At 71.2% G+C, this 25904-nt stretch carries 28 protein-coding genes and 1 pseudogene; 13 read left to right on the top strand and 16 right to left on the bottom strand.

Annotated elements, in window-relative coordinates; translation table 11 throughout:
• The first annotated feature begins 133 nt into the window (after positions 1-133).
• The 6 genes from OG259_RS16265 (at position 134) to OG259_RS16240 (ending at position 7118) form a co-directional block, all read left to right on the top strand.
• On the top strand, positions 134-1174 hold the full coding sequence (locus tag OG259_RS16265; RefSeq protein ID WP_328942937.1) for a BMP family lipoprotein: 1041 nt from the start codon (positions 134-136) through the stop codon (positions 1172-1174).
• A gap of 197 nt (positions 1175-1371) precedes the next feature.
• Positions 1372-2964: an ABC transporter ATP-binding protein gene (locus tag OG259_RS16260; RefSeq protein WP_328947099.1), complete on the top strand. Its 1593-nt coding sequence runs from the start codon at positions 1372-1374 to the stop codon at positions 2962-2964.
• Positions 2961-4073: an ABC transporter permease gene (locus OG259_RS16255; RefSeq protein ID WP_328942936.1), complete on the top strand. Its 1113-nt coding sequence runs from the start codon at positions 2961-2963 to the stop codon at positions 4071-4073. The genes OG259_RS16260 and OG259_RS16255 overlap by 4 nt, the downstream gene beginning before the upstream one ends.
• Entirely contained in the window at positions 4070-5359 is a 1290-nt protein-coding gene (locus tag OG259_RS16250) for an ABC transporter permease (RefSeq protein WP_328942935.1), read from the top strand. Before OG259_RS16255 ends, OG259_RS16250 begins: the two co-directional genes overlap by 4 nt.
• Entirely contained in the window at positions 5356-5760 is a 405-nt protein-coding gene (locus tag OG259_RS16245; RefSeq protein WP_328942934.1) for a cytidine deaminase, read from the top strand. The genes OG259_RS16250 and OG259_RS16245 overlap by 4 nt, the downstream gene beginning before the upstream one ends.
• 80 nt (positions 5761-5840) lie before the next feature.
• Complete coding sequence (locus OG259_RS16240) at positions 5841-7118, top strand: thymidine phosphorylase (protein ID WP_328942933.1); 1278 nt, start codon at positions 5841-5843, stop codon at positions 7116-7118.
• Positions 7119-7216: 98 nt separating this feature from the next.
• On the opposite strand, the gene OG259_RS16235 is transcribed toward OG259_RS16240, so the two are convergent.
• A complete protein-coding gene (locus OG259_RS16235; protein ID WP_328942932.1) occupies positions 7217-7873 on the bottom strand; it encodes an HAD family hydrolase in 657 nt (218 codons plus the stop codon).
• Positions 7874-7962: 89 nt separating this feature from the next.
• On the opposite strand from OG259_RS16235, the gene OG259_RS16230 reads away from it, so the two are divergent.
• Positions 7963-8214, top strand: a complete 252-nt coding sequence (locus tag OG259_RS16230; RefSeq protein ID WP_328942931.1) for an STAS domain-containing protein — start codon at positions 7963-7965, stop codon at positions 8212-8214.
• Here OG259_RS16230 and OG259_RS16225 read toward each other — a convergent pair.
• From OG259_RS16225 to OG259_RS16215, 3 genes are all read right to left on the bottom strand, one after another.
• Positions 8203-9177: a sigma-70 family RNA polymerase sigma factor gene (locus OG259_RS16225; RefSeq protein WP_328942930.1), complete on the bottom strand. Its 975-nt coding sequence runs from the start codon at positions 9175-9177 to the stop codon at positions 8203-8205. The genes OG259_RS16230 and OG259_RS16225 overlap by 12 nt on opposite strands.
• A gap of 84 nt (positions 9178-9261) precedes the next feature.
• Positions 9262-9969: a L,D-transpeptidase family protein gene (locus tag OG259_RS16220; RefSeq protein ID WP_328942929.1), complete on the bottom strand. Its 708-nt coding sequence runs from the start codon at positions 9967-9969 to the stop codon at positions 9262-9264.
• Between the two features lie 77 nt (positions 9970-10046).
• Complete coding sequence (locus tag OG259_RS16215; protein ID WP_328942928.1) at positions 10047-11339, bottom strand: MFS transporter; 1293 nt, start codon at positions 11337-11339, stop codon at positions 10047-10049.
• Between the two features lie 62 nt (positions 11340-11401).
• Between OG259_RS16215 and OG259_RS16210 the strand changes: the two genes are divergently transcribed.
• A complete protein-coding gene (locus OG259_RS16210) occupies positions 11402-12400 on the top strand; it encodes a LysR family transcriptional regulator (RefSeq protein WP_328942927.1) in 999 nt (332 codons plus the stop codon).
• Here OG259_RS16210 and OG259_RS16205 read toward each other — a convergent pair.
• From OG259_RS16205 to OG259_RS16190, 4 genes and pseudogenes are all read right to left on the bottom strand, one after another.
• A complete protein-coding gene (locus tag OG259_RS16205; RefSeq protein WP_328942926.1) occupies positions 12386-13162 on the bottom strand; it encodes an alpha/beta hydrolase in 777 nt (258 codons plus the stop codon). The genes OG259_RS16210 and OG259_RS16205 overlap by 15 nt on opposite strands.
• 93 nt (positions 13163-13255) lie before the next feature.
• A pseudogene (locus OG259_RS16200) lies at positions 13256-13504 on the bottom strand (LD-carboxypeptidase); the annotation flags it as partial.
• Between the two features lie 51 nt (positions 13505-13555).
• Complete coding sequence (locus tag OG259_RS16195) at positions 13556-14329, bottom strand: GNAT family N-acetyltransferase (RefSeq protein WP_328942925.1); 774 nt, start codon at positions 14327-14329, stop codon at positions 13556-13558.
• Positions 14330-14570: 241 nt separating this feature from the next.
• A complete protein-coding gene (locus tag OG259_RS16190) occupies positions 14571-14948 on the bottom strand; it encodes a hypothetical protein (RefSeq protein ID WP_328942924.1) in 378 nt (125 codons plus the stop codon).
• Between the two features lie 302 nt (positions 14949-15250).
• Between OG259_RS16190 and OG259_RS16185 the strand changes: the two genes are divergently transcribed.
• Both OG259_RS16185 and OG259_RS16180 read left to right on the top strand, forming a co-directional pair.
• A complete protein-coding gene (locus tag OG259_RS16185) occupies positions 15251-16405 on the top strand; it encodes an adenosine deaminase (RefSeq protein ID WP_328942923.1) in 1155 nt (384 codons plus the stop codon).
• A 173-nt stretch (positions 16406-16578) separates the two neighbouring features.
• A complete protein-coding gene (locus OG259_RS16180; RefSeq protein WP_328942922.1) occupies positions 16579-16944 on the top strand; it encodes a hypothetical protein in 366 nt (121 codons plus the stop codon).
• 84 nt (positions 16945-17028) lie between these two features.
• On the opposite strand, the gene OG259_RS16175 is transcribed toward OG259_RS16180, so the two are convergent.
• The 5 genes from OG259_RS16175 to afsQ1 form a co-directional block, all read right to left on the bottom strand.
• The gene (locus tag OG259_RS16175; protein WP_055600943.1) at positions 17029-17229 is read right to left on the bottom strand and encodes a PspC domain-containing protein; all 201 of its coding nucleotides are present in this window, start codon (positions 17227-17229) and stop codon (positions 17029-17031) included.
• A 90-nt stretch (positions 17230-17319) separates the two neighbouring features.
• Positions 17320-17901: a VanZ family protein gene (locus tag OG259_RS16170; protein ID WP_328942921.1), complete on the bottom strand. Its 582-nt coding sequence runs from the start codon at positions 17899-17901 to the stop codon at positions 17320-17322.
• 84 nt (positions 17902-17985) lie between these two features.
• Entirely contained in the window at positions 17986-18597 is a 612-nt protein-coding gene (locus OG259_RS16165; RefSeq protein WP_328942920.1) for a hypothetical protein, read from the bottom strand.
• Positions 18594-20123 carry a HAMP domain-containing sensor histidine kinase gene (locus OG259_RS16160; RefSeq protein ID WP_328942919.1) on the bottom strand — a complete coding sequence of 510 codons (1530 nt, stop codon included), beginning with the start codon at positions 20121-20123 and terminating at the stop codon, positions 18594-18596. The genes OG259_RS16165 and OG259_RS16160 overlap by 4 nt, the downstream gene beginning before the upstream one ends.
• Positions 20120-20797: a two-component system response regulator AfsQ1 gene (gene afsQ1, locus OG259_RS16155; RefSeq protein ID WP_017239746.1), complete on the bottom strand. Its 678-nt coding sequence runs from the start codon at positions 20795-20797 to the stop codon at positions 20120-20122. Before afsQ1 ends, OG259_RS16160 begins: the two co-directional genes overlap by 4 nt.
• A gap of 170 nt (positions 20798-20967) precedes the next feature.
• On the opposite strand from afsQ1, the gene OG259_RS16150 reads away from it, so the two are divergent.
• Positions 20968-21687, top strand: a complete 720-nt coding sequence (locus OG259_RS16150) for a SigE family RNA polymerase sigma factor (protein ID WP_030318346.1) — start codon at positions 20968-20970, stop codon at positions 21685-21687.
• Positions 21688-21830: 143 nt separating this feature from the next.
• Here OG259_RS16150 and OG259_RS16145 read toward each other — a convergent pair whose 3' ends face one another.
• Positions 21831-22526, bottom strand: a complete 696-nt coding sequence (locus OG259_RS16145; protein ID WP_328942918.1) for a uridine kinase family protein — start codon at positions 22524-22526, stop codon at positions 21831-21833.
• 60 nt (positions 22527-22586) lie between these two features.
• Here OG259_RS16145 and OG259_RS16140 point away from each other — a divergent pair, with 60 nt between their 5' ends.
• Positions 22587-22985, top strand: coding sequence for a hypothetical protein (locus OG259_RS16140; RefSeq protein WP_328942917.1), 399 nt, complete (start codon positions 22587-22589; stop codon positions 22983-22985).
• Here OG259_RS16140 and OG259_RS16135 read toward each other — a convergent pair.
• Both OG259_RS16135 and OG259_RS16130 read right to left on the bottom strand, forming a co-directional pair.
• The gene (locus tag OG259_RS16135; RefSeq protein ID WP_328942916.1) at positions 22918-24447 is read right to left on the bottom strand and encodes an MDR family MFS transporter; all 1530 of its coding nucleotides are present in this window, start codon (positions 24445-24447) and stop codon (positions 22918-22920) included. The genes OG259_RS16140 and OG259_RS16135 overlap by 68 nt on opposite strands.
• Positions 24448-24450: 3 nt before the next feature.
• Positions 24451-25041, bottom strand: coding sequence for an NADPH-dependent FMN reductase (locus tag OG259_RS16130; protein WP_328942915.1), 591 nt, complete (start codon positions 25039-25041; stop codon positions 24451-24453).
• A gap of 114 nt (positions 25042-25155) precedes the next feature.
• Here OG259_RS16130 and OG259_RS16125 point away from each other — a divergent pair, with 114 nt between their 5' ends.
• Positions 25156-25890: a TetR/AcrR family transcriptional regulator gene (locus OG259_RS16125; protein WP_328942914.1), complete on the top strand. Its 735-nt coding sequence runs from the start codon at positions 25156-25158 to the stop codon at positions 25888-25890.
• The last annotated feature ends 14 nt before the right edge of the window (positions 25891-25904 follow it).

The following is a 25904-nucleotide window of genomic DNA, read 5'->3' as shown; positions in this document are numbered from 1 at the left end:
TAACGTGACTATGGTTCGCGTCGATCCGGTAACGACTCATGAACGGGTCTTTAACTGACATCTACGCGCGTTACGATCGCCCGAAACCAGCGCCGCAAGAGGCGCTTTCGGTCAGTCTTGAAGGGACCTCCTCGTGCGCCGGGTATCCAAGATCACCGCCGCGTGTGCTGTCACTGCGGCTCTCGCTCTCACTGCCACCGCCTGCGGGGAGTCCTCCACCGAGGACACGGGCTCCGACTCGGGCACCATCAAGGTCGGTATGGCCTACGACGTCGGTGGTCGTGGCGACAACTCCTTCAACGACTCGGCCGCCCGCGGCCTCGACAAGGCCAAGGCCGACCTCGGTGTCGAGACCAAGGAGCTCACCGCCAAGACCGGTGAGACCCCGGCCGACCGCGAGCAGCGCCTCGCCTCCCTGGCCGAGGGCGGCTTCAACCCGGTCATCGGTGTCGGCTTCGCCTACAAGGACGCGATCGACAAGGTCGCGGCCAAGTTCCCGAAGACCACGTTCGGCCTGGTCGACTCGGTCTCCGAGGCGAAGAACGTCGACTCGATCGTCTTCACCGAGGAGCAGGGCTCGTACCTCGCCGGTGTCGCGGCCGCCCTCAAGTCCAAGGACGGCAAGATCGGCTTCATCGGCGGTGTCGACACCCCGCTGATCAAGAAGTTCGCCGCCGGCTTCCAGCAGGGTGTCAAGGACACCAACCCGGACGCCTCGGTCACGATCCAGTACCTCTCCACCGGTACGGACTTCTCCGGCTTCGGTGCCCCGGACAAGGGCAAGGCCGCCGCCAAGGGCATGCTCGACAAGGGCATCGACGTCATCTACGCCGCCGCGGGCGGCTCGGGTGCCGGTGCCATCGAGGCCGTCGCCGCCAAGCCGGGCACCTGGGCGATCGGTGTCGACTCGGACCAGGCCAAGGACCCGGCCCTGTCCAAGTACGCCGGCTCGATCATGACCTCGATGGTCAAGAACGTCGACACCGGTGTCTTCGAGCTCATCAAGTCCGTCCAGGACGGCAAGCCGGCGACCGGCACGCACGTCTACTCGCTGGCTGAGAACGGTGTCTCCCTGACCACCACCGGTGGCCACCTCACCGACATCCAGGCCAAGCTCGACGAGGCCAAGAAGAAGATCATCGACGGTCAGATCAAGGTCAACACGACCCTCTGACACACGTCGGAGGGGGGCCCGGAGAGCGGCTTCGGCCGACACTCCGGGCCCCTTTCACACGTCTGCCCGCGGGCAGTTGAACGATTTTCCAATAGCTACGCGCGTAGCGTGCGCCGTACAGGGTATTTTTCGCCACCGACAGCGCCTGCGCACCGGCCTCATCCCCTCCTCACGCTCCCTGCCTAGGAGAGTGCGTCATCAAAGCCTCCAGCCCCAGCAGTCCCAACGCCGTAGAACTCCGCGGCATCACCAAGCGTTTCCCAGGAGTCGTGGCCAACCACGACATCGACATCACCGTGCGCCGCGGCACCGTGCACGCCCTCGTGGGCGAGAACGGCGCGGGCAAGTCGACCCTGATGAAGATCCTCTACGGCATGCAGAAGCCGGACGAGGGCACCATCACGGTCGACGGCGAGCTGGTGACGTTCCACAACCCCGGAGACGCCATCGCCCGCGGTGTCGGCATGGTGCACCAGCACTTCATGCTCGCGGACAACCTCACCGTCCTCGAGAACGTCGTTCTCGGCTCCGAGAAGCTGTACGGCATCGGTGACAGGGCCCGCGCCAAGATCAAGGAGATCTCCGACGCGTACGGCCTCGGCATCCGCCCGAACGCCCTCATGGAGGACCTCGGTGTGGCCGACCGCCAGCGCGTGGAGATCCTCAAGGTCCTCTACCGCGGTGCCCGCACCCTGATCCTCGACGAGCCGACCGCCGTGCTCGTCCCGCAGGAGGTCGACGCGCTCTTCGACAACCTGCGCGAGCTCAAGGCCGAGGGCCTCACGGTCATCTTCATCTCGCACAAGCTGGGCGAGGTGCTGTCCGTCGCCGACGAGATCACCGTCATCCGGCGCGGCACCACGGTCGGCACCGCCGACCCGAAGCAGACCACCACCAAGCAGCTCGCCGAGCTGATGGTCGGGGCCGAGCTGCCCTCCCCGGAGACCCGCGAGTCCACGGTGACCGACGTGCCGATGCTGACGGTCCAGGACCTGTCGCTGAGCGCCGTCGACCCCGACGGCGTGGTCCGCGCGGTCCTCGGCGGCATCACCTTCACCATCCACAAGGGTGAGGTGCTCGGCATCGCCGGCGTCGAGGGCAACGGCCAGTCCGAACTCGTCGACACGATCATGGGCATGCGCAACGCCGACCGCGGTGTGGTGACCCTGGACGGCGCCGACATCTCCGCCGCGCCGACGCGCAAGCGGCGCGAGGACGGCATCGGCTGCATCCCCGAGGACCGCCACCGGCACGGGCTGCTCCTGGAGGCCCCCCTCTGGGAGAACCGCATCCTCGGCCATGTCACCGAGAAGCCCAACTCCAAGGGCGCCATCCTCGACATCAAGGCCGCCCGCAAGGACACGGAGCGGATCGTCCGCGACTACGACGTCCGTACCCCCGGTATCGACGTCACCGCGGCCTCCCTCTCCGGCGGGAACCAGCAGAAGCTGATCGTCGGCCGCGAGATGAGCCACGACCCCAAGCTGCTGATCGCCGCACACCCCACCCGGGGCGTGGACGTCGGCGCGCAGGCGCAGATCTGGGACCAGATCCGCGAAGCGCGCCGTGGCGGCCTTGCGGTCCTGCTGATCTCCGCCGACCTGGACGAGCTGATCGGCCTCTCCGACACCCTGCGCGTGATGTACCGCGGGCGGCTCGTCGCGGACGCCGACCCGGCGACGGTCACCCCGGAGGAACTGGGCTCGGCCATGACCGGCGCCGCCGCCGGTCACCTTGAGCACGATGAGAGCCCTGAGGGCACCGACGGCCCGGAGGACGAGGCCCGATGAAGAAGTTCGACAAGGAGCGGCTGCTCCTGGGCATCGCGGCGCCGCTGCTCGCGATCGTCGCCGCGTTCCTGATCACCGCGCTGGTGCTCGCGGCCACCGGCAAGGAGCCGTTCAGCGCCTTCGGGATCATGTTCGACTACGGCATCAAGTCGGACAGCCAGGTCTACATCATCAACAAGGCGACGACGTACTACCTGGCGGGCGTCGCGGTGGCCATCGGCTTCCGCATGAACCTGTTCAACATCGGCGTCGACGGCCAGTACCGTCTCGCCGCCTTCTTCGCCGCCGCCGTCGGTGGCGCGCTGACCCTCCCGGGCATCGTCCAGATCCCGCTGATCATCATCACCGCGATGATCGTCGGCGCCATGTGGGCGGGCATCGCGGGTGTCCTCAAGACCACCCGAGGGGTCAGCGAGGTCGTCTCCACGATCATGCTGAACTTCATCGCGACCGCGATCATCGGCTACCTGCTCCAGCCCGGCCGCCTCGGCCACCTGGACGCGGCCGGCACCAAGGTGGCGACGACCCCGCTCCCGGAGTCCTCGCACTTCTTCGAGTTCCCGACCACGCCGACCCCGATCTACGGCTTCGTCGTCGTCGCGGCCATCGCGGGCATCGGTTACTGGTTCACCCTCTCCCGCACCCGGTTCGGCTTCGACCTGCGCACCGTCGGCCAGTCCGAGACGGCTGCGTCGGCCAGCGGTGTCAACGTCAAGAAGATGATCGTCACGTCCATGCTGATCTCCGGCGGCATGGCCGGTCTGATCGGTATGCCGACGCTGCTCAACGACTCGTACGAGTTCGGCGGCGACTTCCCCGTCGGCATCGGCTTCACCGGTATCGCCATCGCCCTGCTCGGCCGGAACCACCCGATCGGCATCGCGCTCTCCGCGATCCTCTGGGCGTTCCTGGAGCGCGGCGGCCAGCAGCTGGAGTTCGAGAACTACGACCGGGAGATCGTCGGCGTCATGCAGGGCGTGATCGTCCTCTGCGTCGTCATCGCCTACGAGGTCGTCCGTCGCTACGGCCTCAAGCGCCAGCAGCGACAGGTCGGCGAGAAGCTCGCGGCCCAGGCCCGTTCCAACGACACGACGGAGGTGTCGGCGTGAGCGCCACGGCGACTTCCACCCCGCCGCCCGCGGCGCCCAAGGCGGCCGGCGGCAAGGGCGGCCGTACCCGCCTCTCCCTCCCCTGGATCCTGCTGATCGTCGCGGGCGGGCTCCTGGCCCTGTCCGCCGTGCGGGTCATCACCGGGGCACAGGACCTCACCTCGGCCGGCCAGATCGGCGCCGCGCTCTCGCTCGCGGTGCCGATCGGACTCGCCGGTCTCGGCGGTCTGTGGTCCGAGCGCGCGGGCGTGGTCAACATCGGCCTCGAAGGCATGATGATCCTCGGCACCTTCTTCGGTGCCTGGGCCGGCTGGCAGACCAGCCCCTGGATCGGCATCCTCGCCGGCATCCTGGGCGGCATGTTCGGCGGTCTGCTGCACGCGGTCGCCACGGTCACCTTCGGTGTCGACCACATCATCTCCGGCATCGCGATCAACATCCTGGCCGTCGGTGTCACGACCTACTTCGCCAAGCTGTGGTTCAACTCCGGTGAGGCGTCGGCCAAGGGAGGCAGCCCCAAGCAGTCCCCGCCGGCCGAGGAGATCACCTCGGTCTCGATTCCGGGTCTCTCCGACTGGCTGGCCGACATCGAGAAGCACGAGTGGTTCCTGGTCTCGGACATCGCCGGCATCCTCGGCGGCCTGGTCACCAACATCTCGCTGGTCACGATCATCGCCGTGCTGCTGATCATCGGCACGTTCTTCGTGCTGTGGAAGACCTCGTTCGGTCTGCGCCTGCGCTCCTGCGGTGAGAACCCGATCGCGGCCGAGTCGCTCGGCGTCAACGTGTACAAGTACAAGTACATCGCCGTGATCGTCTCCGGCGGTCTCGCCGGTCTCGGCGGCGCGTTCCTGTCGCTCGTCACCTCGCACATCTACAACGAGGGCCAGACCGGCGGCCGTGGTTACATCGGCCTCGCCGCGATGATCTTCGGTAACTGGCGTCCCGGCGGCCTCGCCATGGGTGCCGGCCTGTTCGGCTACGCCGACGCGCTCCAGCTGCGCAGCGGCGGCCAGTCCGTGCACGCGCTGCTCCTGCTGCTCTTCGCCATCCTCGTGGCCCTCGCGGCCTGGAAGGCGTACCAGAAGCGCTGGATCACCTCCTCGATCGCCGTCGTCATCGGTGTCGGCGTCTTCATCTGGTACCTGGGCACCGACACGGTCCCGGTCGAGTTCGTCAGCGCCACCCCGTACGTGGTCACCCTGCTGGTCCTCTCGCTCTCCGCGCAGCGCCTGCGGATGCCGAAGGCCGACGGCATGCGGTACCGCAAGGGCCAGGGCAAGTGACGAGCGCCCTCACCGAGGCCGACTGGGAGGCCCTGCGGGTCACGGCCCGCGAGGCCATGTCCCACGCGTACGCCCCGTACTCGGGCTACCCGGTCGGCGCGGCGGCCCGCGTCGACGACGGGCGGACGGTCTCCGGCTGCAACGTGGAGAACGCCTCGTTCGGCCTCGGCCTGTGCGCCGAGTGCGGGCTCGTCTCGGAGCTCCAGGCGACCGGCGGCGGGCGCCTCACCCACTTCGTGTGTGTGGACGGCCAGGGTGAGTGCCTGGTGCCGTGCGGCCGGTGCCGGCAGCTGCTGTTCGAGTTCGGGGGCCCCGAGCTCGTACTGGAGACGCCCACCGGGTTCCTGACTCTGGCCGAGATGCTGCCGCAGGCGTTCGGCCCGGACCACCTCAGGAAGTAAACCTCGGAGCGGCCCTTCCGGCACGATGGGAAGGGCCGCTCCTCCTTTCCCCCTCTATGCGCGTAGAAAGAGGCACCACCATGGACGTCATCTCCGTCATCCGCACGAAGCGGGACAAGGGCGAGCTGAGCCCGGAGCAGATCGACTGGGTCATCGACGCCTACACCCGCGGTGCGGTCGCCGACGAGCAGATGTCCGCCCTGGCCATGGCCATCCTGCTGAACGGCATGAACCGCGCGGAGATCGCCCGCTGGACGGCGGCCATGATCGCGAGCGGCGAGCGCATGGAGTTCTCCTCCCTCTCCCGGCCGACCGCCGACAAGCACTCCACCGGCGGCGTCGGCGACAAGATCACCCTCCCGCTCGCCCCGCTCGTCGCCGCCTGCGGGGCGGCCGTCCCGCAGCTCTCCGGCCGCGGCCTCGGCCACACCGGCGGCACCCTCGACAAGCTGGAGTCCATCCCCGGCTGGCGCGCCCTGCTCTCCAACGAGGAGATGCTGCACGTCCTCGACACCACCGGCGCGGTGATCTGCGCGGCCGGCGACGGCCTGGCCCCCGCCGACAAGAAGCTGTACGCGCTCCGCGACGTCACGGGCACCGTGGAAGCGATTCCCCTCATCGCCTCCTCGATCATGTCGAAGAAGATCGCCGAGGGCACCGGCTCCCTGGTCCTCGACGTCAAGGTCGGCACCGGCGCCTTCATGAAGAACATCGAGGACGCCCGCGAGCTCGCCTCCACGATGGTGGGCCTCGGCACCGACAGCGGCGTGAAGACGGTCGCGCTGCTCACCGACATGTCCACCCCGCTCGGCCTCACCGCCGGCAACGCCCTTGAGGTCCGCGAGTCCGTCGAGGTCCTCGCCGGCGGCGGCCCGGCGGACGTCGTCGAGCTGACGATCGCGCTCGCCCGCGAGATGCTCGCCGCGGCCGGCATCAAGGACGCGGACCCGGCGAAGGCGCTGGCCGACGGCTCGGCGATGGACCACTGGCGCCGGATGATCGCGGCCCAGGGCGGCGACCCGGACGCGGCCCTCCCGGTCGCCCGCGAGCAGCACGTCGTCACCGCCCCGTCCTCCGGCGTCCTGACCCGCCTCGACGCCTACGACATCGGCATCGCCGCCTGGCGCCTGGGCGCGGGCCGCGCCCGCAAGGAGGACCCGGTGCAGGCCGGCGCGGGCGTCGAACTCCACGCCAAGCCGGGCGACACGGTCACGGCGGGCCAGCCGCTGGTGACCCTCCACACGGACACCCCGGAGAAGTTCGACTACGCCCTGAAGTCCCTGACCGCGGCCTGGGACATCGCCCCCGAGGGCACGCCCTTCACCCCGAACCCGATCGTCCTGGACCGCATCGCCTAGGACCTCGACGACCCTGGGTAGGCGCCCCTGACACGTTCAGGTGAACGGGACCGGTGGACCCCCACCGGTCCCGTTCGGCATGCGGGCACCGGTGCTGACTAGAGCGTCGAGCCCAGCAGCCCCGGCAGCTCCCGCATGTCGTCGAAGACCACCGTGCGGGGGCCCGTCAGGCGGTCCGGTGCGGTCAGGCCGCCGGTGTACCCGAAGGCGCGCATGCCTGCGGCGCGGGCGGCCTGGACGCCGTAGGGGCTGTCCTCGACGACCGCGCAGCGCTCCGGCGGGACGCCCATCGTGGCGGCTGCGTGGAGGAAGAGGTCCGGGGCCGGCTTGCCGTGGGTGACGTCGCGGGCGCTGAACATGCGGCCTTCGAAGCGGTCGAGCAGTCCGGCGCGGCCGAGGTTCTTGCGGATGCTGGGGTGGCTGCCGTTGGAGGCGAGGCAGTAGGGGAGCGGCAGGGTGTCCAGGACGTCCGTGATGCCCTCCACGGCCGTCAGTTCCGCGTCCAGGGCGTCCTCGTACCGCTGCTTGAAGGGGGACTGCCAGCCGGGTTCGAGGGGGCGGCCCCTGCGCTCCTCCACGAGGGAGGTGAGCATCGCGTGCGAGGAACCGACGAAGTAGTCGACCACCTCCGCCTCGGTGAACTCCGCTCCGAGGCTCGCGAACACCTCCCGGTCCACCCTGCAGTAGATCTTCTCGCTGTCCACCAGAACGCCGTCACAGTCGAAGATCACCAGTTCGACAGGCTCGTGAGTCATGATCGGGAGCCTATGCCGCGGTCCGGTACCGATGAGTTCCGGTCCGTCCTCCGGTCACCAGGCATGTGGACACCAGTCAACCGCTTGTCGTGACCCTGACCGCCCGCCCCACCGGGGACGAGGTGGCGCGTCTCTGTGCCGAGCTCGGGGCCGCCCCGCCCGGGGAAGTGGTCTGCGAGGTCGGCGCGCTCGCGCCCGCCGACCTCGCCGCCGTCGACGCCCTCGCCCGGCTGAAGCTCGCCGCCGGGCGGAGGGGGCACCGGATCCGCTTCCACGGAGCGGGGCCCGACCTGCGGGCCCTGCTCCTGCTCACCGGTCTCGGCCCGGCCCTAGGCCTCTAGGCGGGCCGGCAGGTCGAAGAGCGGGAACCAGCGCTCGGTGTCCAGGAAGAAGTCCATCCCGGCGACCTTGCCGTCGCGGAGCTCCAGGACGATGAGCGCCCACGGGCTGAAGCCGCCCGTCGACGGGTCCGGGTGGTACTGGGCGAAGGCGGGGGAGCCGTTCGCCACGGTCGGCACCAGCTTCGAGCCGGCGCACACCTCGCCGACGCCCAGCATCCAGCCGACGATGTCGTCGTGACCCTGCAGCCAGAGGTCGTACGGCGGCATGGACATGGTCGCGTCCTCGTGGAGGAGCGCGGTGAGCGCCTTCATGTCGTAGCCCTCGAACGCGGCGACATAACGCTCCAGGAGCGCCTTCTGCTCCTCGTCCAGGGGGTTCGCCGTGTCGGAGGTGGCCGGCGCCTGCTCGGCCAGTGTCGCGCGGGCCCGCTGCAGGGCGCTGTTGACCGAGGCGACGGAGGTGTCGAGGAGCTCGGCGACCTCGGCGGCCTTCCAGGCGAGCACCTCGCGCAGGATGAGCACCGCCCGCTGCTTGGGCGGCAGATGCTGGAGCGCGGCCACGAACGCGAGCCGCACGGTCTCCCGGGAGACGGCCGTCTCCGCCGGGTCGGCGACCGAGGGCAGGACCCGCCCGTCGGGAACGGGCTCCAGCCAGGTGATCTCCGGCTGCTTGACGAGCTGGGCCTGGGCCACGGGCGTCGGCGAGGTCAGATCCATCGGCCGTGCCCTCCGGTTGCCCGCGTTCAGCGCGTCCAGGCAGACGTTGGTGGCGATCCGGTAGAGCCAGGACCGCAGTGAGGAGCGCCCCTCGAAGGAGTCGATGGCCTTCCAGGCCCGCACCATGGTGTCCTGCACCGCGTCCTCGGCCTCGAAGGAGGACCCGAGCATCCGGTAGCAGTAACCGGTCAGCTCCCGGCGGTACTTGTCGAGTTCGTCGGTCGTCGCGGTCGCGGCGTCACTCATCGGGTCCACACCCCACTCACCCCTCACCGGCACCCGTTCGGTGCCGGTGAGAGGGAAGCTACCGCAGCGGACTGACAGTCGGGGTCAGGTTCCCGGCTTGCGCCCGTAGATGAAGACGTCGTCGCCGTTCCTGAGCAGGTTCCAGTACGCCTTGGCGTCCGCGGAGCGCATGTTGACGCAGCCGCCCGAGCCCGGCGGGTTCCACATGGACTTGGTCGTCGAGTGGAAGGCCTGCCCGCCGTCGAAGAACTGCGAGTACGGCATGGAGACGTGGTACAGCGTCGACCAGTGGTTGATGTTCCGCCAGTAGATCTTCTTCGACCCGGTACGGGTCTCGGTGCCGTCCTTGCCCGTACGGACCGGCACGGGGCCGTACTTGAGGCGGGAGCCGTCCTGGATCCAGGACAGCTGGCGGGTGAGGTCGACGCAGGCGATCCGGCCCCGGTTGGTCGGACACTTGCGGTCCTTGTTGGGGTTGGACCCCGCCGCCTTCTGCTGGTTCATCGTGCTCATCGTGCGCCAGGTGATCGTCCCGGCGTACCCCGCGGTCGGGGTGATGCCGTGCTTCTTCTGGAAGGCCTGGATGGCCTTGCAGTCGGCGAGCGACTGGCGTCCGTCGACCGGGCGGCCGAGGAACTTCTCCACCTGCTTCTGGTACGGGCCCGTCGTCACGTTGCAGGACGCCGCCTGCGCCGGAGCCGCACCGAGCGCGATCGTCATCGGCAGCACCAGCGAGGTGAGGCCGGCCGCGATGCCCGCTCTTCTGCCTATTCGGCCCGTGATTCGCTTCATGATCGTCAACTCCCCCTTGAGTCCTATCTGTCAGGACGTCCGGGGGAGCGACTCAGTTGCAGGGGATTCGGCCGGAATCAGCAGGACGCGGCGAGCCGTCCCTGCCGTCCCTGCCGTGCCTCCACGCGCGCGCTGTGACTGCCGTACAGGGTCACCGAGACGACGCCGAGGACCGCGACGAGACCGATCAGCACCGTGCCGGCCCACCCGCCCGCGTGGAACGCGATCGCGCCGAGCGTGCCGCCCGCGCTGCTGCCCAGGTAGTACGCGGACTGGTAGAGCGCCGAGGCCTGCGCGCGGCCCGTCGTGGCCGTACGGCTCACCGAGGAGGAGGCGACCGCGTGGCCCGCGAAGAAGCCGGCGGTGATCAGGACGAGGCCCGCGAGGACCGCCGGCAGCGCGTCGGAGAGCGAGAGCAGCAGGCCCGCGGCCGTGGTGGAGACCGCCAGGTAGAGCGCCCCGCGCCGGCCGAGCCGGCCGACGAGCCGGCCCGCGGCGGCCGAGGAGACCGTACCGACCAGGTAGATCAGGAAGATGGAGCCGATCACGCCCTGCGGCAGCGAGAACGGGGCCTCGACCAGGCGGTAGCCGATCACCGTGTACACCGCGCCGAACACCGTCATGAACAGCGCGCCGATCACGTAGAGCCGCATCAGCAGCGGGTCCGCGAGGTGCGTCCGTACGGTCCGGGCGAGCGCCTTCGGGTTGAGCGTGCCGGGCGTGAAGTGCCGTGCCTTCGGCAGCAGCGCCCGGAAGGCCAGCGCGCACAGCAGGGAGGTCAGGCCGACGGCGGCCAGTCCCGCCCGCCAGCCCCACATCTGCGCCACCCAGCCGGTCACCAGGCGGCCGCTCATGCCGCCGATGGAGTTGCCCGCCACGAACAGGCCGATCGCGGCGATCAGCGCCTTGGGGCGGACCTCCTCGGCGAGGAAGGCCATCGCGGAGGCCGGGAGCCCGGCGAGCGCGGCGCCCTGGATCGCGCGGAGGGCGATCAGGGACTCCAGGTTCGGGGCGAGCGGCACGAGGAGGGCGATGCCGACCGCGACCGTCAGGGAGGCGATCATCATCGCGCGCCGGCCGAAGCGCTCCGAGAGGGCACTGAGCGGCAGCACACACAGGGCGAGGGCGCCGGTCGCGGCCGAGACCGTCCAGGAGGCGGCGGAGGCGGTGGCACCGAACTCGGCCGAGATGGCCGGGAGGAGGGCCTGTGTGGAGTAGAGGAGCGCGAAGGCGGCGAGACCGGCGGCGAAGAGCGCGAGGCTCAACCGGCGGTAGCCGGGGGCGCCGGGGGCGAGGCGGGTGTCGGCAGGGGCGAGGCGGGTGTCGGCGGACGCGTGGGTGGCGGCCGCCTTGGTACTGGCGGAAGGCATGTGACGAACCTAGGACGCCCTGTTTCATGCGTCCAATGCACGGAACTGCTGTAATCGTTCCCATGGTGCATGAGTACAGGTCACAGCCTCGCCTGTCACCGAACAGTAACGAAGAAGACATGGGACTGCTGCTCGCGCCGCGGCTCGCGTACTTCGCCGCCGTCGCCCGGCACGAGCACGTGACCAGGGCCGCGGCCGAGATGGGCGTCCCGCAGTCCACCCTCTCCCGGGCGATGGTCCGGCTCGAACAGGACCTCGGCGTCACCCTCTTCGCCCGCCGCGGCCGCACGGTCTCCCTCACGCCGGCCGGGCGCCGCTTCCTCACCGCCGCCGAGCGGGCCCTCGCCGAGGTCGAGCGGGCCGCCGACACCGTACGCGCCGACGCCGACCCCACCGCGGGCCGCGTCGCCTTCGGCTTCCTCCACACCATGGGCTCCGAGACCGTCCCCGGCCTCATCCGCGCCTTCCGCGTCGACCATCCCCGGATCCGCTTCACCCTCGTCCAGAACTACGGCGAGGCCATGATCGAACGGCTCCGGGCCGGCGACCTCGACCTCTGCCTGACCTCCCCGGTCCCCGACGCCCCGGACCTGGTCGCCCGCCGCCTCGACGAACAGCGGCTCCGGCTCGTCGTCCCCGACGACCACCGGCTCGCGGGCCGCAAGCGCGTCCGCCTCGCCGAGGCGGCCGAAGAGACCTTCGTGACCCTGGAACCGGGGTACGGGCTCCGCCGCATCACCGACGACCTGTGCACGGAGGCCGGGTTCAAGCCCCGGATCGCCTTCGAGGGCGAGGAGGCCGAGACCCTGCGCGGCCTGGTCGCCGCCGGCCTCGGCGTCGCCCTGCTGCCCCCGCCGGCGGTGCCGCGCCCCGGCGTCGTCGAACTCACCGTCACCGCCCCGCGCGCGGTCCGCGAGATCGGCGTCGCCTGGCTCGACGGCCACCCGGACACCGCCCCGGTGGCCGCCTTCAAGAAGTTCCTGCTGAGCCGCAGGGGGCACCTGCTCCCGAAGGAACCCGCGGCGCCCCTGCTCCCGAAGGACCTCTCACCTCCGGAGTGAGCCCCCGAAGCCCGCCGCGAGCGGCATCCGCAGGCCGAGCGGCGGAGGAGCGGCCATCGCGTCGGTCACCGGCCGCGTGACCGGCCGGGCGAAGAGCGCGCCGAGGACGAAGTCGGCGGCGAGGGCCCGCACCTCGTCCGCGTACTGACGCAGCGCGTGACCGTCCGAGTGCACCTCGAACCGGCAGGTGTCGCGGTTCGACTTCTTGGCCCGCTCGGCGAACCGGAACGACAGCTCAGGGTCCGTACGCGCGTCGTTCGTGCCGTGGACGAGCAGCACCCGGCGCCCCACCAACTGCCGTACGGCCTCCGGCGCCGCCGCCATGTCGTCCTCCGGCAGCCACGGGGCGAGCGCCAGGACCGCGCCGACCGCGGCGTGCCCGGCGGCCCGCAGCGCCGCCCGGCCGCCGAGTCCGTGGCCGACGAGACAGACCGGGACGTCGCCGTAGCGCCGCACGGCCTCGGCGACCGCCCAGGAGGCGTCCTCCGCGAGGTTCGCGTCGGCCCCGTTCCAGCCGCGCCCCCGATAGCGCACGACATGGGCGACGAGGTTGTCGGCCCGGCCCGCCCGGACGAGAGAGCGCCCGAGCGGCAGCATCGCCGCATGGGCCCGCGTGGAGGCGCGCCGCCCCGACACCGGTTCGCCGTCCGGAAGCAGCAGCACCACGCCGCCCACCGCCGCCGACGTGCGTGAACCTCCAACAGGCCGACCGAGCCGGGGTCTCCGGGCGTCGGGCGGCCCCACGAGTGCGAAGTGCGCCATGACAGAACAGTCTCAGAAGGAGAGGTGTACGCCAGTCGTACGTGCGGTCTCTGTTACGTATCGCCCGGCGGGGCACCGCCGTTCGGCCGGAGTTCAGTACGTGACGGTGATGCGTCGGGCGGGGCCGTCGACGCGGATCGGACCACCGCAGGGGATCACTTGCTGTGGGTCGGTGTGTCCGAAGTCCACGTCGAAGACCGCCATGGTCTCGGGCGCGTACTCACCCAACGCCCTGAGCACCGCCTCGCGTTGGGCCTTCCGGTACGCGACTCGGGCCGGCGCGTCGAGGGGCTGCCCGAAGCTCCAGCTCTTGGCCCGGGCCACCAGGACGAGAGGACGGCGACCTTGTCGCCGGGCCGTGGCTTGGGCGGGTACGCGGGCGTCGACATGCGGCTACGCCTTCTCGAAGCAGTGGACGGTGTCGACGACGGCGAAGCCCTTCCGCCCGTACCAGCGGTGCGGCCACTTCGCCTTGTTCGCGCTCAGGAAGCGGAGGTCGCAGCCGGCCTCGGCCGCCAGATGCAGTGCCGTGTCGACGACCCGTCCGGCGTGGCCCTGCCCGAGGTGCTTCTCGGCGGTGACCAGGTCCTCGATGCGGGCGACCCCGGCCGTCGGGTCGAGATACAGGTCGGCCCAGGACGCCACCTCGCCGTCCTCGGTGTACACGGCGAGGAACCGTACGTCCTCGGCCGCCCCGAGCCGGGCGGCCCGACGTTCCACCAGGTGGTGGACCTGCTCGTCGGATATCCCCGGCACGAACCGGTGCCAGGCCTCCGAGGCCGGCGCGCGCAGCTCCTCCAGACCCACGTGCCGAGCCCCGCCGTGCGCCGGGACCGGGCCGGTGTGCCGCATGAGGTAAATGGCCGCGTGGGTGTAACCGGCCCGCTCCAGCGGGCCCCGGCAGGCCGCCGCGACCTCGTCGTCGATGACGTACACCAGCCGGTACGGGAGATGGCCGAGCAGCTCCTCGGCCCGCTCGGGCAGCGCCTCGGGGTCGGTCGATCCGTCGACCAGCAGGTGGTTGTTGCCCCGGGAATGGGTGTACCGGTCGTCGAGCGCGGCGAAGCCGCCGGGGAATTCGACGACCCGGGCGGCCTGGCGACGGTGGAAGGCGGACAAGGCGGCGTGGATACGCGGCAGTTCGGGGCCGGTCGGTCGGGGAGTCATTCCGCCAGCCTAGGAGTCGCCCGGTCGACGCGGCGGGCCTTTTTCGCCTGCGCGGGGAGAGCGGAGAGCAGCGGGGAGAGGGCGGACGTCGCGTGGGAGCCGCGGCGATCCGACCGTGGCCGGGCGGCCCGGGTGGCGGGGGGAACGATCGCCACCCGGGCTGCCGGGCGACCTCGGCGGCGGTCGTGTGCCTCACGGGGCGCCGCTTCCTCGATCAGTTCGGCGGGCAGTCGCCGACGCGCTACCGGGTGGGCGCGGGCAGGGTGGTCTTGGCGGCGGTGGCCTTCGTGCCGGTCGCGCCCTTCGTGGCGGTCACGCCCTTGGCGGCGGTGGTCCCACTGGTGCTGGTGGGGCCGAGGAGACCGGTCGGACCGAGGAGACCCGACGGACCGAGGAGACCGTTCGGGCCGAGCAGCCCGTTCTCGCCGCTGAGAGAGATATCCCCCAGGATCTCCGGAGCGTAGTTCACCTCCTGGCTGCAGGAGCCGAACGTGCTGTTCTGGCAGCTGTGGTCCAGGCTCTGGTTCGACTGGTCGGTGTCGGCCTGCGAGGTGCCGATCATGCCGAGCGACAGGGCGCCCGCGGAGAGTACGACGAGCAGGCCACGCATGTATCGCATGCCTCGTCCTTTCTGGGTCCGGCGGGTTTCGGCTCCCGCCGTGATCGCCCCACGTAACCGCGAGCGGACGGGACCCGGCGTGTTCCGAGGAGTCGGTGTCGTCTCAACAGCCTAAAAAGTCGTATACGCGGAGGACTGAACGCGAGTCTGAACGCGGGGTCCGGCCATGGGGTCTGAGCACGGGTTCCTCTCCCTCGACGTGCAGGTGACGCGGCATCAGAGCGTCGGCGGGTGAGGGAACATCGGTGGCGGACGCCGCGCCACAGGGCGCGCTCTACGCGCGTAGGGGCTAGCATGCGGAAATGACGAGCCAGACCCCCAGCGTCCCCACCGCGGACCAGATCCGCCGTGCCCCGAAGGTGCTGCTCCACGACCACCTCGACGGCGGACTGCGCCCCGGCACGATCATCGAACTCGCCCGGGAGCAGGGCTATCAGCAGCTCCCCGAGACGGAGCCCGACAAGCTCGGCATCTGGTTCCGCGAAGCCGCCGACTCCGGGTCCCTGGAGCGGTACCTGGAGACCTTCGCGCACACCTGCGCCGTCATGCAGACCCGTGACGCCCTCTTCCGCGTCGCCGCCGAGTGCGCCGTCGACCTCGCCGAGGACGGCGTCGTGTACGCGGAGGTGCGCTACGCCCCCGAGCAGCACCTGGAGGCCGGCCTCACCCTGGAAGAGGTCGTCGAGGCCGTCAACGAGGGCTTCCGGGAGGGCGAGCGGCAGGCCAGGGCCAACGGTCACCGCATCCGTGTCGGTGCCCTGCTCACCGCCATGCGGCACGCCGCCCGCGCCCTGGAGATCGCCGAACTCGCCAACCGCTACCGGGACACCGGCGTCGTCGGCTTCGACATCGCGGGCGCCGAGGCCGGCTACCCGCCCACGCGTCACCTCGACGCCTTCGAGTACCTCAAGCGGGAGAACAACCACTTCACGATCCACGCGGGCGAGGCCTTCGGGCTGCCCTCCATCTGGCAGGCGCTCCAGTGGTGCGGGGCCGACCGGCTCGGGCACGGCGTCCGGATCATCGACGACATCGAGGTCGCCGACGACGGCTCGGTGACCCTCGGCCGGCTCGCCGCCTACGTCCGCGACAAGCGCATCCCGTTGGAGATGTGCCCCTCGTCCAACCTCCAGACCGGCGCCGCGGCCTCGTTCGCCGAGCACCCCATCGGTCTGCTCCGCAAGCTGCACTTCCGGGCCACGGTCAACACCGACAACCGGCTCATGAGCGGGACCAGCATGAGCCGGGAATTCGAGCTGCTGACCGAGGCGTTCGATTACACGCTCGATGACATGCTGTGGTTCACGGTCAATGCGATGAAATCAGCGTTCATTCCTTTCGATGAACGCCTCGCCATGATCAACGAGGTCATCAAGCCCGGATATGCCGAGCTGAAGTCCGAATGGCTGTTCCAGCAGACCGCTACGACCAGCGAGTCTTCCCGTATCGCGGGCTGAACACCACCCCGTCGAGGGGAGCCGAGCGGCCGGGGAAAGCGCGACACCCGGCCGCTTTCCGGTGTTTGCGGACCGGTCGATCACTGGTTAGGTTGCAGAGCCGCTCTGCATTCCCAGGATTTCCCCGCCCGGCTTTCCCGGAAGCCCCCGGATTCCCCAAGGAAGATTTTCAGATGAAGCAGTCTGCCGCCAAGAAGCTCGGTGTCGCCGCTCTCGGTGCCGCTTTCGCCGCTGCCGCCGCCGGCACGGCCTCCGCCGCCCCGGTCGCGCCCGCCACCCCCGACGCGCTCGGCCTGGTGACCCAGACCGTGCCGCTGGGGGACGGCCTCACCGAGCTCCCCGACGGCGCCGCCGAGTCCCTCGGTGCCGGTCAGGGCGCCCTCGGCCAGGGCCTCGACCAGGGTGTGAAGACCCTCCCGGCCGCCGCCGGCCAGGCCACCCAGAGCCTCCCGCTCGACGCCGCCGCCGGTGGCCTCGGCGCCACCCCGCTGGGCGGCCTGCTCGGCGGCCTGCCGCTGCAGGGCCTGCCGCTCGGCTGACCCCCCGGGCCGTACCCGGCTCTCCGTACGCCGAAGGGGCGCGCACCCGGTCTCCCGGGTACGCGCCCCTTCGGCGTGGGTCGGTCACCAGGCGGTGGTGGCCTTCCGCTCGTCCGGCATGAAGATCCACAGGGCGATGTAGATCAGGAACTGCGGGCCGGGAAGCAGACACGAGACCAGGAAGATCAGACGCATCGTGTTCGCGGAGATGCCGAAGCGCCGGGCCAGGCCCGCGCACACTCCGCCGATCACGCGTCCGTCACGGGGGCGGGTCAGTGCGGCCATGGTGGGCTCCTTCGGAGTTTGTCCGGGAGCCGCTCCGTCGGGCTCCCGATGACTCCATGGTGCCGCCGGACGGGGGTTCGGGGCGTCGGTCTACCGGGCGATCGGGACCCTGGTAATCGTCGGGGTCGCACCCTGAGACCCCTCGTTCCGCAGCAGGGGGGAACCCCGACCCGGCCCGGTACCCGGGGAGGACTCCGTCCGTCCCGCGTCCGACCTGCGGCGCAGCCAGGTGCGGCCGGCCGGGACGAAGAGGAGATGGGCGAGCGCCACCCCGGCGGTGTTCAGGAGGACCGAGTCCACGTCCACGACCTGACCCGGTACGGCGGTCTGCAGGAGTTCCACGGCGAGCGACACCAGGGCCCCGGCCGCGGTCGTACGGGCCAGCGAGGCCCACCCGGAGACATGGAGCCGGCCGTCGGCCATCGGGAGCAGGATCCCGAGCGGGGCCAGGAGCAGCAGGCCCTCGCCGATCAGCCGGACGGCCTCGACGGTACCGAGGGCGAGATCGGCCCGGAGGCCGTTCAGCGGGACGGTGTTCGGCGCGGTCACCCAGGCCACGTCCCGTGGGCGCAGGCTGACCCAGGCGACGAGCAGCAGATGCGCGAGGACGAGGACGAACCCCGCCACGCGGACGACCACGGCGGCACTGCCGCCCGAACCTTGACGCTGCACGCCCCCCAAGACGCCCCCGACGGCGGAATCGGTTCCGCCGAGGCGGCGCGAGCCCCCACGCGCCCGAAACCTCCGTGCGGGGCGTCAGCCCTGCGGCGGGGCCGTCGGCGGAGTCGATTCCGGGCGTTCCCGGAGTTCCGGGGTACAGCGGTAGCGCTTCGGGGCGTACGCGCCCGGGCCGCCGAGCAGGACCGTCTGCTCGCCCGCGCCCGCCGAGCTCGCCGCGAAGGTGCAGACCAGCTGCGACAGGGCCGTCGGCGCCAGGTCCTCCGGCTGGCGGCTCAGCCGCAGCGTGTCCGCCGGGTCGCCCCGGCGGCCGCCGGTCACCACCAGCGGGCCGCGCACCGCCGTCGTGAACCCGGCCCGCTGTTCGCTCTCCGAGGGCTCGGCGAGCAGCTGCGCGAGCAGCCCCCGCGCCGTGCGCACCGGGTCGCCGCCCGCCTTCTCCTCCGGCAGCGGCGACCGCCGGTCCACCGCCTCCAGCTGCGAGCCGCAGACCAGGAACGCCCGGACCGGCACGCCCTGCACCGCCGTCCCCGTCGTCCCCTCCTCGGTCACGCTGCACGGGACCCGGGACGGGGCCGCGCCCGCGTCCACCGGGACCGACGTGGTCCTGATCCCGCAGCCGGTGGCCAGCGCGGTGAGCGCGACGAGCCCGGCCACCACGGCCGTACGCCCCACAGTGCGGCGCTTCACTCTTCCTCCACTTCGCCCTGGCTGCTGCGGGTCTGCACCTCGCGCGTGATGCCCGACGCGTCCAGGGGCAGCCGCAGCACGAACACCGCGCCGTCCACCGCCCCGTCCTCGCCGGTCGAGTTCGCGGCGGTGATCGAACCGCCGTGGATCAGCGCGTTCTCCATGGCGATCGACAGACCGAGTCCGCTGCCGTCGGACCGGGGCCGGGACGCGCTCGCCTTGTAGAAGCGGTCGAAGACGTGCGGCAGGACCTCTTCGGGGATGCCGGGGCCGTGGTCGCGCACCGCGATGACCAGCTCGTCGTCCTCCGTGCGCACCGAGACCCGGACCGGCGAACCGCCGTGCTTCAGCGCGTTCCCGATCAGGTTCGCCAGGATCACGTCGAGCCGGCGCGGGTCGAGCGGCGCCACGATCCCGCGCTCGGCGTCCAGGTCGACCGCGTCGAGCCACGCGCGCGCGTCGATGCACGCGGTGATCTGGTCGGCGATGTCCACCTCGTCGAGGACGAGCCGGGCGGTGCCCGCGTCGAAGCGGGTCACCTCCATCAGGTTCTCCACCAGGTTGTTGAGGCGGTGGGTCTCGCTGACCACGAGCGCCACCGCCGGGGCGATCATCGGGTCGAGGGAGTCCTGCTCGTCCTCCAGGACCTCCGTGACGGCCGTGAGGGCGGTCAGCGGGGTCCGCAGCTCGTGCGACATGTCGGCCACGAACCGCCGGGAGGACTCCTCCCGGGCGCTCATGTCCGCGACCTTCTTCTGCAGGGACTCGGCCGCACTGTTGAACGTACGGGTGAGATCGGCCAGTTCGTCGGCGCCGGTGACCCGCAGCCGGGTGTCGAGCTTGCCCTCGCCGAGCTGCTTGGCCGCCTCGCCGAGCCGGTGCACCGGACGCAGCACGGTCGTCGCCGCGACCTGCGCGAGCAGCACGGAGCCGGCCACCGCGAGCGCGGTGGCGATGCCGAGCGACCAGGCGAGCGAGTTCAGATCGGCCTTCTCCGCGGCCAGCGACTTGAACATGTAACCGGCGGGCCCGCCGCCGTCGATCCGCGTCCCGCCGACCAGGTACGGCGTCCCGTTCCGCTCCGTACGCTGCCAGAACAGGTGGTACGGATACGGGTCGGCCTCCGTCACCGGGCGCTCGGTGTCCACCGCGACCATCAGCGAGCGCGGCACGTCGGCCAGGGTGAAGTCGTCCGGGTCCGAGGCCCCGACGATCGGCTTGCCCGCCGCCCGCTCGCCCAGCAGGAGCACCTGGTAGTTGGCGCTGCCGGTGGCCATCAGCTCGGCCGTCCGGCTCAGATCCTCCTGGGTGGGCCGCAGCGGCAGCGTCGCCGCCCGGTTCTGCATCTCCTGCCGGAAGTCGTTGAGCGCCCCGTCCTGGGTACGGGTCAGCACCGCCTCACGGTTCAGCCAGTACGCGATGCCGGACGCGGAGACGGCCGCGGTGAGCGCGACGAGGGCGAAGACGACGACAAGACGCAGCCGCAGGCTGGAGAGGCGCAGCCGCGTGACGATCCCTTTGCTCACGCAGGGACGTCCAGCCGGTAACCGACCCCGCGCACGGTACGGATGAGCGTCGGCGAGGACGGCACGTCCTCCACCTTGGCGCGCAGCCGCTGCACACAGGCGTCGACGAGCCGCGAGTCGCCCAGGTAGTCGTGCTCCCACACGAGCCGCAGCAACTGCTGCCGGGAGAGCGCCTGTCCGGGCCTGCGGCTCAGCTCAAGGAGAAGCCGCAGCTCGGTCGGAGTGAGCTGGAGGTCCTCGCCGTTCTTCGTGACCGTCATCGCGGAGCGGTCGATCACGAGCGAGCCGTAGGTCGCCGAGTCCGTCGACTCCCGCTCACCGCGCCGCAGTACGGCCCGGATCCGGGCGTCGAGGACGCGGCCCTGCACCGGCTTGACGACGTAGTCGTCGGCCCCGGACTCCAGGCCCACGACCACGTCGATGTCGTCGCTGCGCGCGGTCAGCAGGATGATCGGCAACTGGTCCGTGCGGCGGATGCGCCGACAGACCTCGAAGCCGTCGATTCCCGGCAGCATGACGTCGAGCACGACCAGGTCCGGCCGCTGCTCGCGCAGCAGCTGGAGGCCGTCCTCACCCGTCGCGGCGGTGGCCACCCGGTGGCCCTGCCGTGACAGGGAGAGTTCGAGGGCCGTGCGGATGGCGTCGTCGTCCTCGATCAGCAACAGAAAAGGCACGGGCGACATTCTGTCGCATGGGGCCGTCCGAGTTCGACCGCTGGGAGGCGCGCTTCTGCCCGGGGCCCTGTGACACGCCTGTGACAGTCGGCGGACAACGCCATGAAGTCCGGTGGGCAAGCTTCATTGCACACGGACCGAAACACACTCCAACCGACGGGGGGCGCCAAATGAACGCACTGCACAGCACCACCTCAAGCGCAGTAGTCACGCGTCTCCACGACGTCGTTCGGAGCACGGAGAAGTCCGGCGCGGTGAACGGGCGGGGGTGCGTTCGCAGCGTCGGGCGTCAGCGCAAGGCGCCGTACATGGTGGCCATTGCTGACGGGGGAGCGGCGTACGGGGAGGTCACGGGGGAGCGCAACTGTTCGGAAGCCGAGTTCACGGCTTACGTCCAGGAGCGTCGTGCCTCCCTGTACGCCACCGCCTACCACCTCACCGGTGACCGGTTCGAGGCCGAGGACCTGCTCCAGAGCGCGCTGTTCTCCACGTACCGCGCCTGGGAGCGGATCAGCGACAAGGCCGCGGTCGGCGGATACCTCCGCCGCACCATGACCAACCTGCACATCAGCGCCTGGCGCCGGCGCAAGCTCAACGAGTACCCGACCGAGGAGCTCCCGGAGACGGTGGGCGAGACGGACGCGATGCGCGGCACGGAGCTGCGCGCGGTGCTGTGGCAGGCCCTCGCCCGGCTGCCCGAGCTCCAGCGGACGATGCTGGTGCTGCGCTACTACGAGGGCCGGACCGATCCGGAGATCGCGGAGATCCTGGACATCAGTGTCGGCACGGTGAAGTCGAGCATCTGGCGGTCGCTGCGGCGACTGCGCGAGGACGAGGTGCTCAGCTTCGGCCGTGACGAGGAGGAGTCCTTCGGCGAGCTGGTGGCCTGAAGGCTGGGGGAAAGACCCGCGGGGGCTACGGGGGAAACGGAGCCGTCGGGGGAGCACGGGGGAACCGTACGGGGGTACGGGGAACGGCGACGCGGGTCGTACGAGCTGGGGGGCTCGTACGACCCGCGTCGTGTTTTCGGCTCTCAGCTCGCCGCGGGCGTGCGGTGGCGGCCCGCCGCCGCCGCGGCCAGGCGGCCCAGGGCTTCCGGTTTGGCGCAGGGGTGGGCGCCCAGTTCCGCCTGGCGGGCGACGATCGCCCGTTCCGCGCGCATCAGGCGCCAGCCGCGGCGCAGCAGGAACGGGACCGACTTGCGGCCCTCGCGCAGGTCGCGGGCGAGCCGACGGCGGAACGTCGTCGAGGGCCGGCCGCGCAGGCAGAGGGCGTCGGCGAGGACGTCGAGCTCACGGCAGCGGGACACGATCTCGGCCGCGAAGATCCCCTCCGCGACGAACAGCGGCGTCCGCTCGATGTCGAGCCGCTCACGGTCCACCCGGGAGCTGGTGGCCAGGTCGTACACGGGGACGTCGGTCCGTCCCGTGCGGCACAGCTCGACGATGGCGGAGACGGCGGCGTCCGCGTCCCAGGACCGTGGAGAGTCCCAGTCGATGTCCGAGCTGCCCTCGACGAGGGGGAGGGTCGGGTCGTCGGCCTCCTTGTAGAAGTCGTCGAGGCGCAGCACCGGGAGGCCGGTGACGGCGGCGAGGGACGACTTGCCGGAGCCTGAGGGGCCCGCGAGCAGGACGACACGGGTCGGGATCGGTTGGGAACTCACGGGACACCAGTGTGAAGCATTCCCCCGTGCAGGGGACCCCCGAGGAAGGCCGTTGGTATCGAGCATCACACCTCAACTACTGTCGGTGTCCGATCGGTTACCCCGTGAAGGCTCGGAAGGATCATCATGGCGCGTCACGCAGCATCCCGGACCCCCCGTCGCAGTGCCCTGCTCAAGGCCGGTCTCACCGTCACGGCGGCGGGTGCGGCAGTCCTCGGCGGGGGCGCCGCGGCCCAGGCGGTGGCCCCGGTGCCGCTGCCCGTCGACTCGCTGACCAGGACGGACGCCGGTGCGGCCGGGGCGGGTGCGCTGTCCGGTGTCACCCACGGGCTCGGCCCGCTGACCCGGCTCCAGCTCGACCCGCTGGCGAACACCGGCGTCGATCCGCTCGACAACGGCCTCGGCACCCAGGTCTCCGACTTCAAGCCGGTGGGCACCAACCTGGTGACCGACCACGTCACGAAGGGCGGGGCAGTGGCCGATCTGCCGGTGGCCGGACCGCTGACCCAGGGCCTGCTTCCGTAGCGGAGCCGGCTTCGGGCCGCAGCGGGACCTCCCGTACGAGCCAGGCCACGGCGAAGGCCAGGGCGGCGAGCACCGCCGTGCCGATCAGCACCCCGTGCACCCCGCTCGTCACCGCCGCCCCCAGGCCCTCCCGGGCCGGCTCCGGCAGTCGCAGGGCCTGCGCCGGGGTCAGGTGGGTGTCGGTGCCGTCGAGGCGCGCGGTGAACACCGCGCCGAGGACGGCGACGCCGAGCGAGCCGCCGAGCGTCCGCACGAGTGTCACGGTGCCGCTCGCCGCGCCCATGTCGCGCGGCTCGGCGCCGTACATCGTGACGAGCAGCGTGGCCTGCATGAGGAAGCCCATGCCCGCGCCGACGACCACGGTGAGCCCGGAGGCGACGGCGGTGGGGGTGTCCACGTCGAGCAGCAGCAGGACGAGCGCGCCCGCCGTCATCAGCGCGCCGCCGAGGATCGGATGGATCCGGTAGCGGCCGGTACGGGCGATGATCCGGCCCGAGGCCAGCTGCGCGGCGACCATGGCGAGCATCAGCGGGAGCAGCAGCAGTCCGCTCGCCGTGGACGACCGGCCGCGGGCGAACTGCAGGTACTGCGGCAGATAGTTCAGGGCGGCGATCATGCCCGCGCCGACCAGGAAGCTCAGGATCTGCGCGAGCGTGAAGTTGCGGCCGCGGAAGAGCCGGGGCGGGATCACGGGCTCCTCGGCCCGCCGCTCGACCCGGACGAACCAGGCGAGCGCCACGACGGCGATCGTGCCCAGGGTCAGGATCCGCGGTGAGGTCCAGGCGTGGGAGGTGCCGGCCCAGCCGGCGAGCAGGGTCAGCGCGAGGACCCCGGTGGTCAGCAGAAGGGCTCCCGCCCAGTCGACGCGGGCCCGGACGCGCGGGGTCCGTACGCGCAGGGTGAGCGAGACGATCAGCAGGGCGGCGAGGCCGACGGGCAGGTTGACGTAGAAGGCCCAGCGCCAGTTCAGGTGGTCGGTGAGGAGGCCGCCGAGGAGTGGGCCGCCCGCGAAGGCCACCGGCAGCATCGCCCCGGTGATCCCCTGGACCCGGGCGCTGTCCTTCGGGGCCACCAGGGTGCCGATGAGCGCGAAGGCGCCGACCATCAGGCCGCCGGCGCCGATGCCCTGGAGGGCGCGGAAGGCGATGAGCTGGCCCATGGTCTGGGCGAGGCCGGAGAGCACGGAACCGGCGAGGAAGACGCCGACGGCGGAGAGGAAGCTGCCCTTGCGTCCGTACAGGTCGCCGACCTTGCCCCAGAGCGGGGTCGCGACGGCGGCGGTGAGGAGATAGGCGGTGACGACCCAGGACAGCCGGTCGAGGCCGCCGAGTTCGCCCGCGATGGTGGGCAGTGCGGTGCCGACGATCGTGCCGTCGAGCGTCGCGAGGACGATGCCGAGCATGAGGCCGGTGATGCCCAGATAGGGGATGCGCGTCTCCTGAGGGGTCTGAAGGGTCGTCATGACTCAGGCGGCGTAGGGCTTGTTGGCGCGGGCGTCACGAAGTGCCTCGCCCCACCAGGCGAGTTGGTCGAGCATCGCCTTGGCCGCGGTGTCGGCGGCGGGGTCGACGGCCCGGCCGTTCTCGTCGAACTGCCCCCAGACTCCCTGGAGTCCGATCGCCTCTCGGATGGTGACGGCGTGCAGTTCGGCGAAGACGCCGCGCAGGTGCTCGACGGCGCGCAGGCCGCCGGAGAAGCCGCCGTAGGCGACGAAGGCGACGGGCTTGGCGCGCCATTCCTGGTTGTGCCAGTCGATCGCGTTCTTCAGGGAGGCCGGGTAGCTGTGGTTGTACTCGGGGGTCACCACGACGAAGGCGTCTGCGGCGGCCAGTCGCGGTGACACGGCGGCGAGGAGGGCGCGGTCCTCGGCGCGCTCGGGGGCCTGGCCGAGGTGCGGGAAGACGGTCGGCAGCGGGGTCTCGGCGAGGTCGATCAGGTCGGTGGTCAGATCCGGGCGGTCGGCGGTGTGGGTGAGCAGCCAGTTCGCGACGACGGGGCCGAGCCGGCCGTCGCGGGTCGAGCCCTGGATCACGGCGATGTGGAGCGGAGCGGCCATGGGTTCCCCCTGGAACGTCGATGTGTACGGCGTACACGAGCTGGCGTACAACGTACACGTCGATGTGTACGACGTCCACAAGGCATACGCTGTACGCGAGAGAAGGAGGCCCCAGTGGCGAAGAAGGACGAGACGGCCGACGTCTCGCTGTGGGAGCGCCTGGAGCGGCCCGCGGCGGCACCGCGGGCGTCCCTCAGCGCGGGGCGGATCGCCGAGGTCGCGATCGGCATCGCGGATCGCGAGGGGTTCGCCGCCGTCACCATGCGGAAGGTCGCCACCGAACTGGGCGTCGCACCGATGGCCGCGTACCGGCACGTCAACGGCAAGGACGAGCTCTGGGCACTCATGATCGACCGGGTGTCCGGCGAGCTGGAACCGGTGGCCGAGGTGTCCGGCTGGCGCGAGACGCTCAGGGCGTACGCGCTGCGGACCCGGGAGATGATGCTGCGCCACCCGTGGCTGGCCCACATGCCGGCGCCGCTCTTCGGCCTCACGCCGAACCGGATGGCGGCGGCCGAACGCCAGCTGGCCTCGCTCGACGGACTCGGCCTCGACGTCGACACGATGATGGCCACGTTCCGGGCGGTCAACGCGTACGTCCACGGGGCCACCCAGTCGGAGGCCGCGCTGCGCCAGTACATGGAGGAACAGGGCTGGCAGAGCGCCGACGAGACCCGACGGGGGCTCGCCCCGCAGATGTCGTACCTGATGGAGACCGGGCGCTACCCGACCTACCGGCGCTACACCCGGGCCGCGGCCCGCAAGGACGACGCGGCGTGGCAGTTCGAGACGGGCCTCGACTGCGTCCTCGACGGGGTGGCGGGGATGGTCGAGCGCGGGCACGCATGAGAAAGGGCCCCCGG

Origin of the sequence: Streptomyces sp. NBC_00250 (genome assembly GCF_036192275.1) — a bacterium.
Lineage (GTDB): Bacteria > Actinomycetota > Actinomycetes > Streptomycetales > Streptomycetaceae > Streptomyces.
Note: the sequence above shows the minus strand (reverse complement) of the source record. Positions and strands in the feature narration are given on the sequence as shown.

Bases quoted from the DNA above. Each gene is read 5' to 3' on its own strand.
- OG259_RS16150 (WP_030318346.1), top strand. From the start codon at position 20,968: ATGAACGCACTGCACAGCACCACCTCAAGCGCAGTAGTCACGCGTCTC.
- OG259_RS16195 (WP_328942925.1), bottom strand. From the start codon at position 14,329: ATGACTCCCCGACCGACCGGCCCCGAACTGCCGCGTATCCACGCCGCC.
- OG259_RS16175 (WP_055600943.1), bottom strand. From the start codon at position 17,229: ATGGCCGCACTGACCCGCCCCCGTGACGGACGCGTGATCGGCGGAGTG.
- OG259_RS16215 (WP_328942928.1), bottom strand. From the start codon at position 11,339: ATGCCTTCCGCCAGTACCAAGGCGGCCGCCACCCACGCGTCCGCCGAC.
- OG259_RS16185 (WP_328942923.1), top strand. From the start codon at position 15,251: ATGACGAGCCAGACCCCCAGCGTCCCCACCGCGGACCAGATCCGCCGT.
- OG259_RS16180 (WP_328942922.1), top strand. From the start codon at position 16,579: ATGAAGCAGTCTGCCGCCAAGAAGCTCGGTGTCGCCGCTCTCGGTGCC.
- OG259_RS16190 (WP_328942924.1), bottom strand. From the start codon at position 14,948: ATGCGATACATGCGTGGCCTGCTCGTCGTACTCTCCGCGGGCGCCCTG.
- OG259_RS16220 (WP_328942929.1), bottom strand. From the start codon at position 9,969: ATGAAGCGAATCACGGGCCGAATAGGCAGAAGAGCGGGCATCGCGGCC.
- OG259_RS16140 (WP_328942917.1), top strand. From the start codon at position 22,587: ATGGCGCGTCACGCAGCATCCCGGACCCCCCGTCGCAGTGCCCTGCTC.
- OG259_RS16130 (WP_328942915.1), bottom strand. From the start codon at position 25,041: ATGGCCGCTCCGCTCCACATCGCCGTGATCCAGGGCTCGACCCGCGAC.
- OG259_RS16225 (WP_328942930.1), bottom strand. From the start codon at position 9,177: ATGAGTGACGCCGCGACCGCGACGACCGACGAACTCGACAAGTACCGC.
- OG259_RS16240 (WP_328942933.1), top strand. From the start codon at position 5,841: ATGGACGTCATCTCCGTCATCCGCACGAAGCGGGACAAGGGCGAGCTG.
- OG259_RS16210 (WP_328942927.1), top strand. From the start codon at position 11,402: ATGGTGCATGAGTACAGGTCACAGCCTCGCCTGTCACCGAACAGTAAC.
- OG259_RS16135 (WP_328942916.1), bottom strand. From the start codon at position 24,447: ATGACGACCCTTCAGACCCCTCAGGAGACGCGCATCCCCTATCTGGGC.
- OG259_RS16205 (WP_328942926.1), bottom strand. From the start codon at position 13,162: ATGGCGCACTTCGCACTCGTGGGGCCGCCCGACGCCCGGAGACCCCGG.
- OG259_RS16145 (WP_328942918.1), bottom strand. From the start codon at position 22,526: ATGCTCGATACCAACGGCCTTCCTCGGGGGTCCCCTGCACGGGGGAAT.
- OG259_RS16235 (WP_328942932.1), bottom strand. From the start codon at position 7,873: ATGACTCACGAGCCTGTCGAACTGGTGATCTTCGACTGTGACGGCGTT.
- OG259_RS16255 (WP_328942936.1), top strand. From the start codon at position 2,961: ATGAAGAAGTTCGACAAGGAGCGGCTGCTCCTGGGCATCGCGGCGCCG.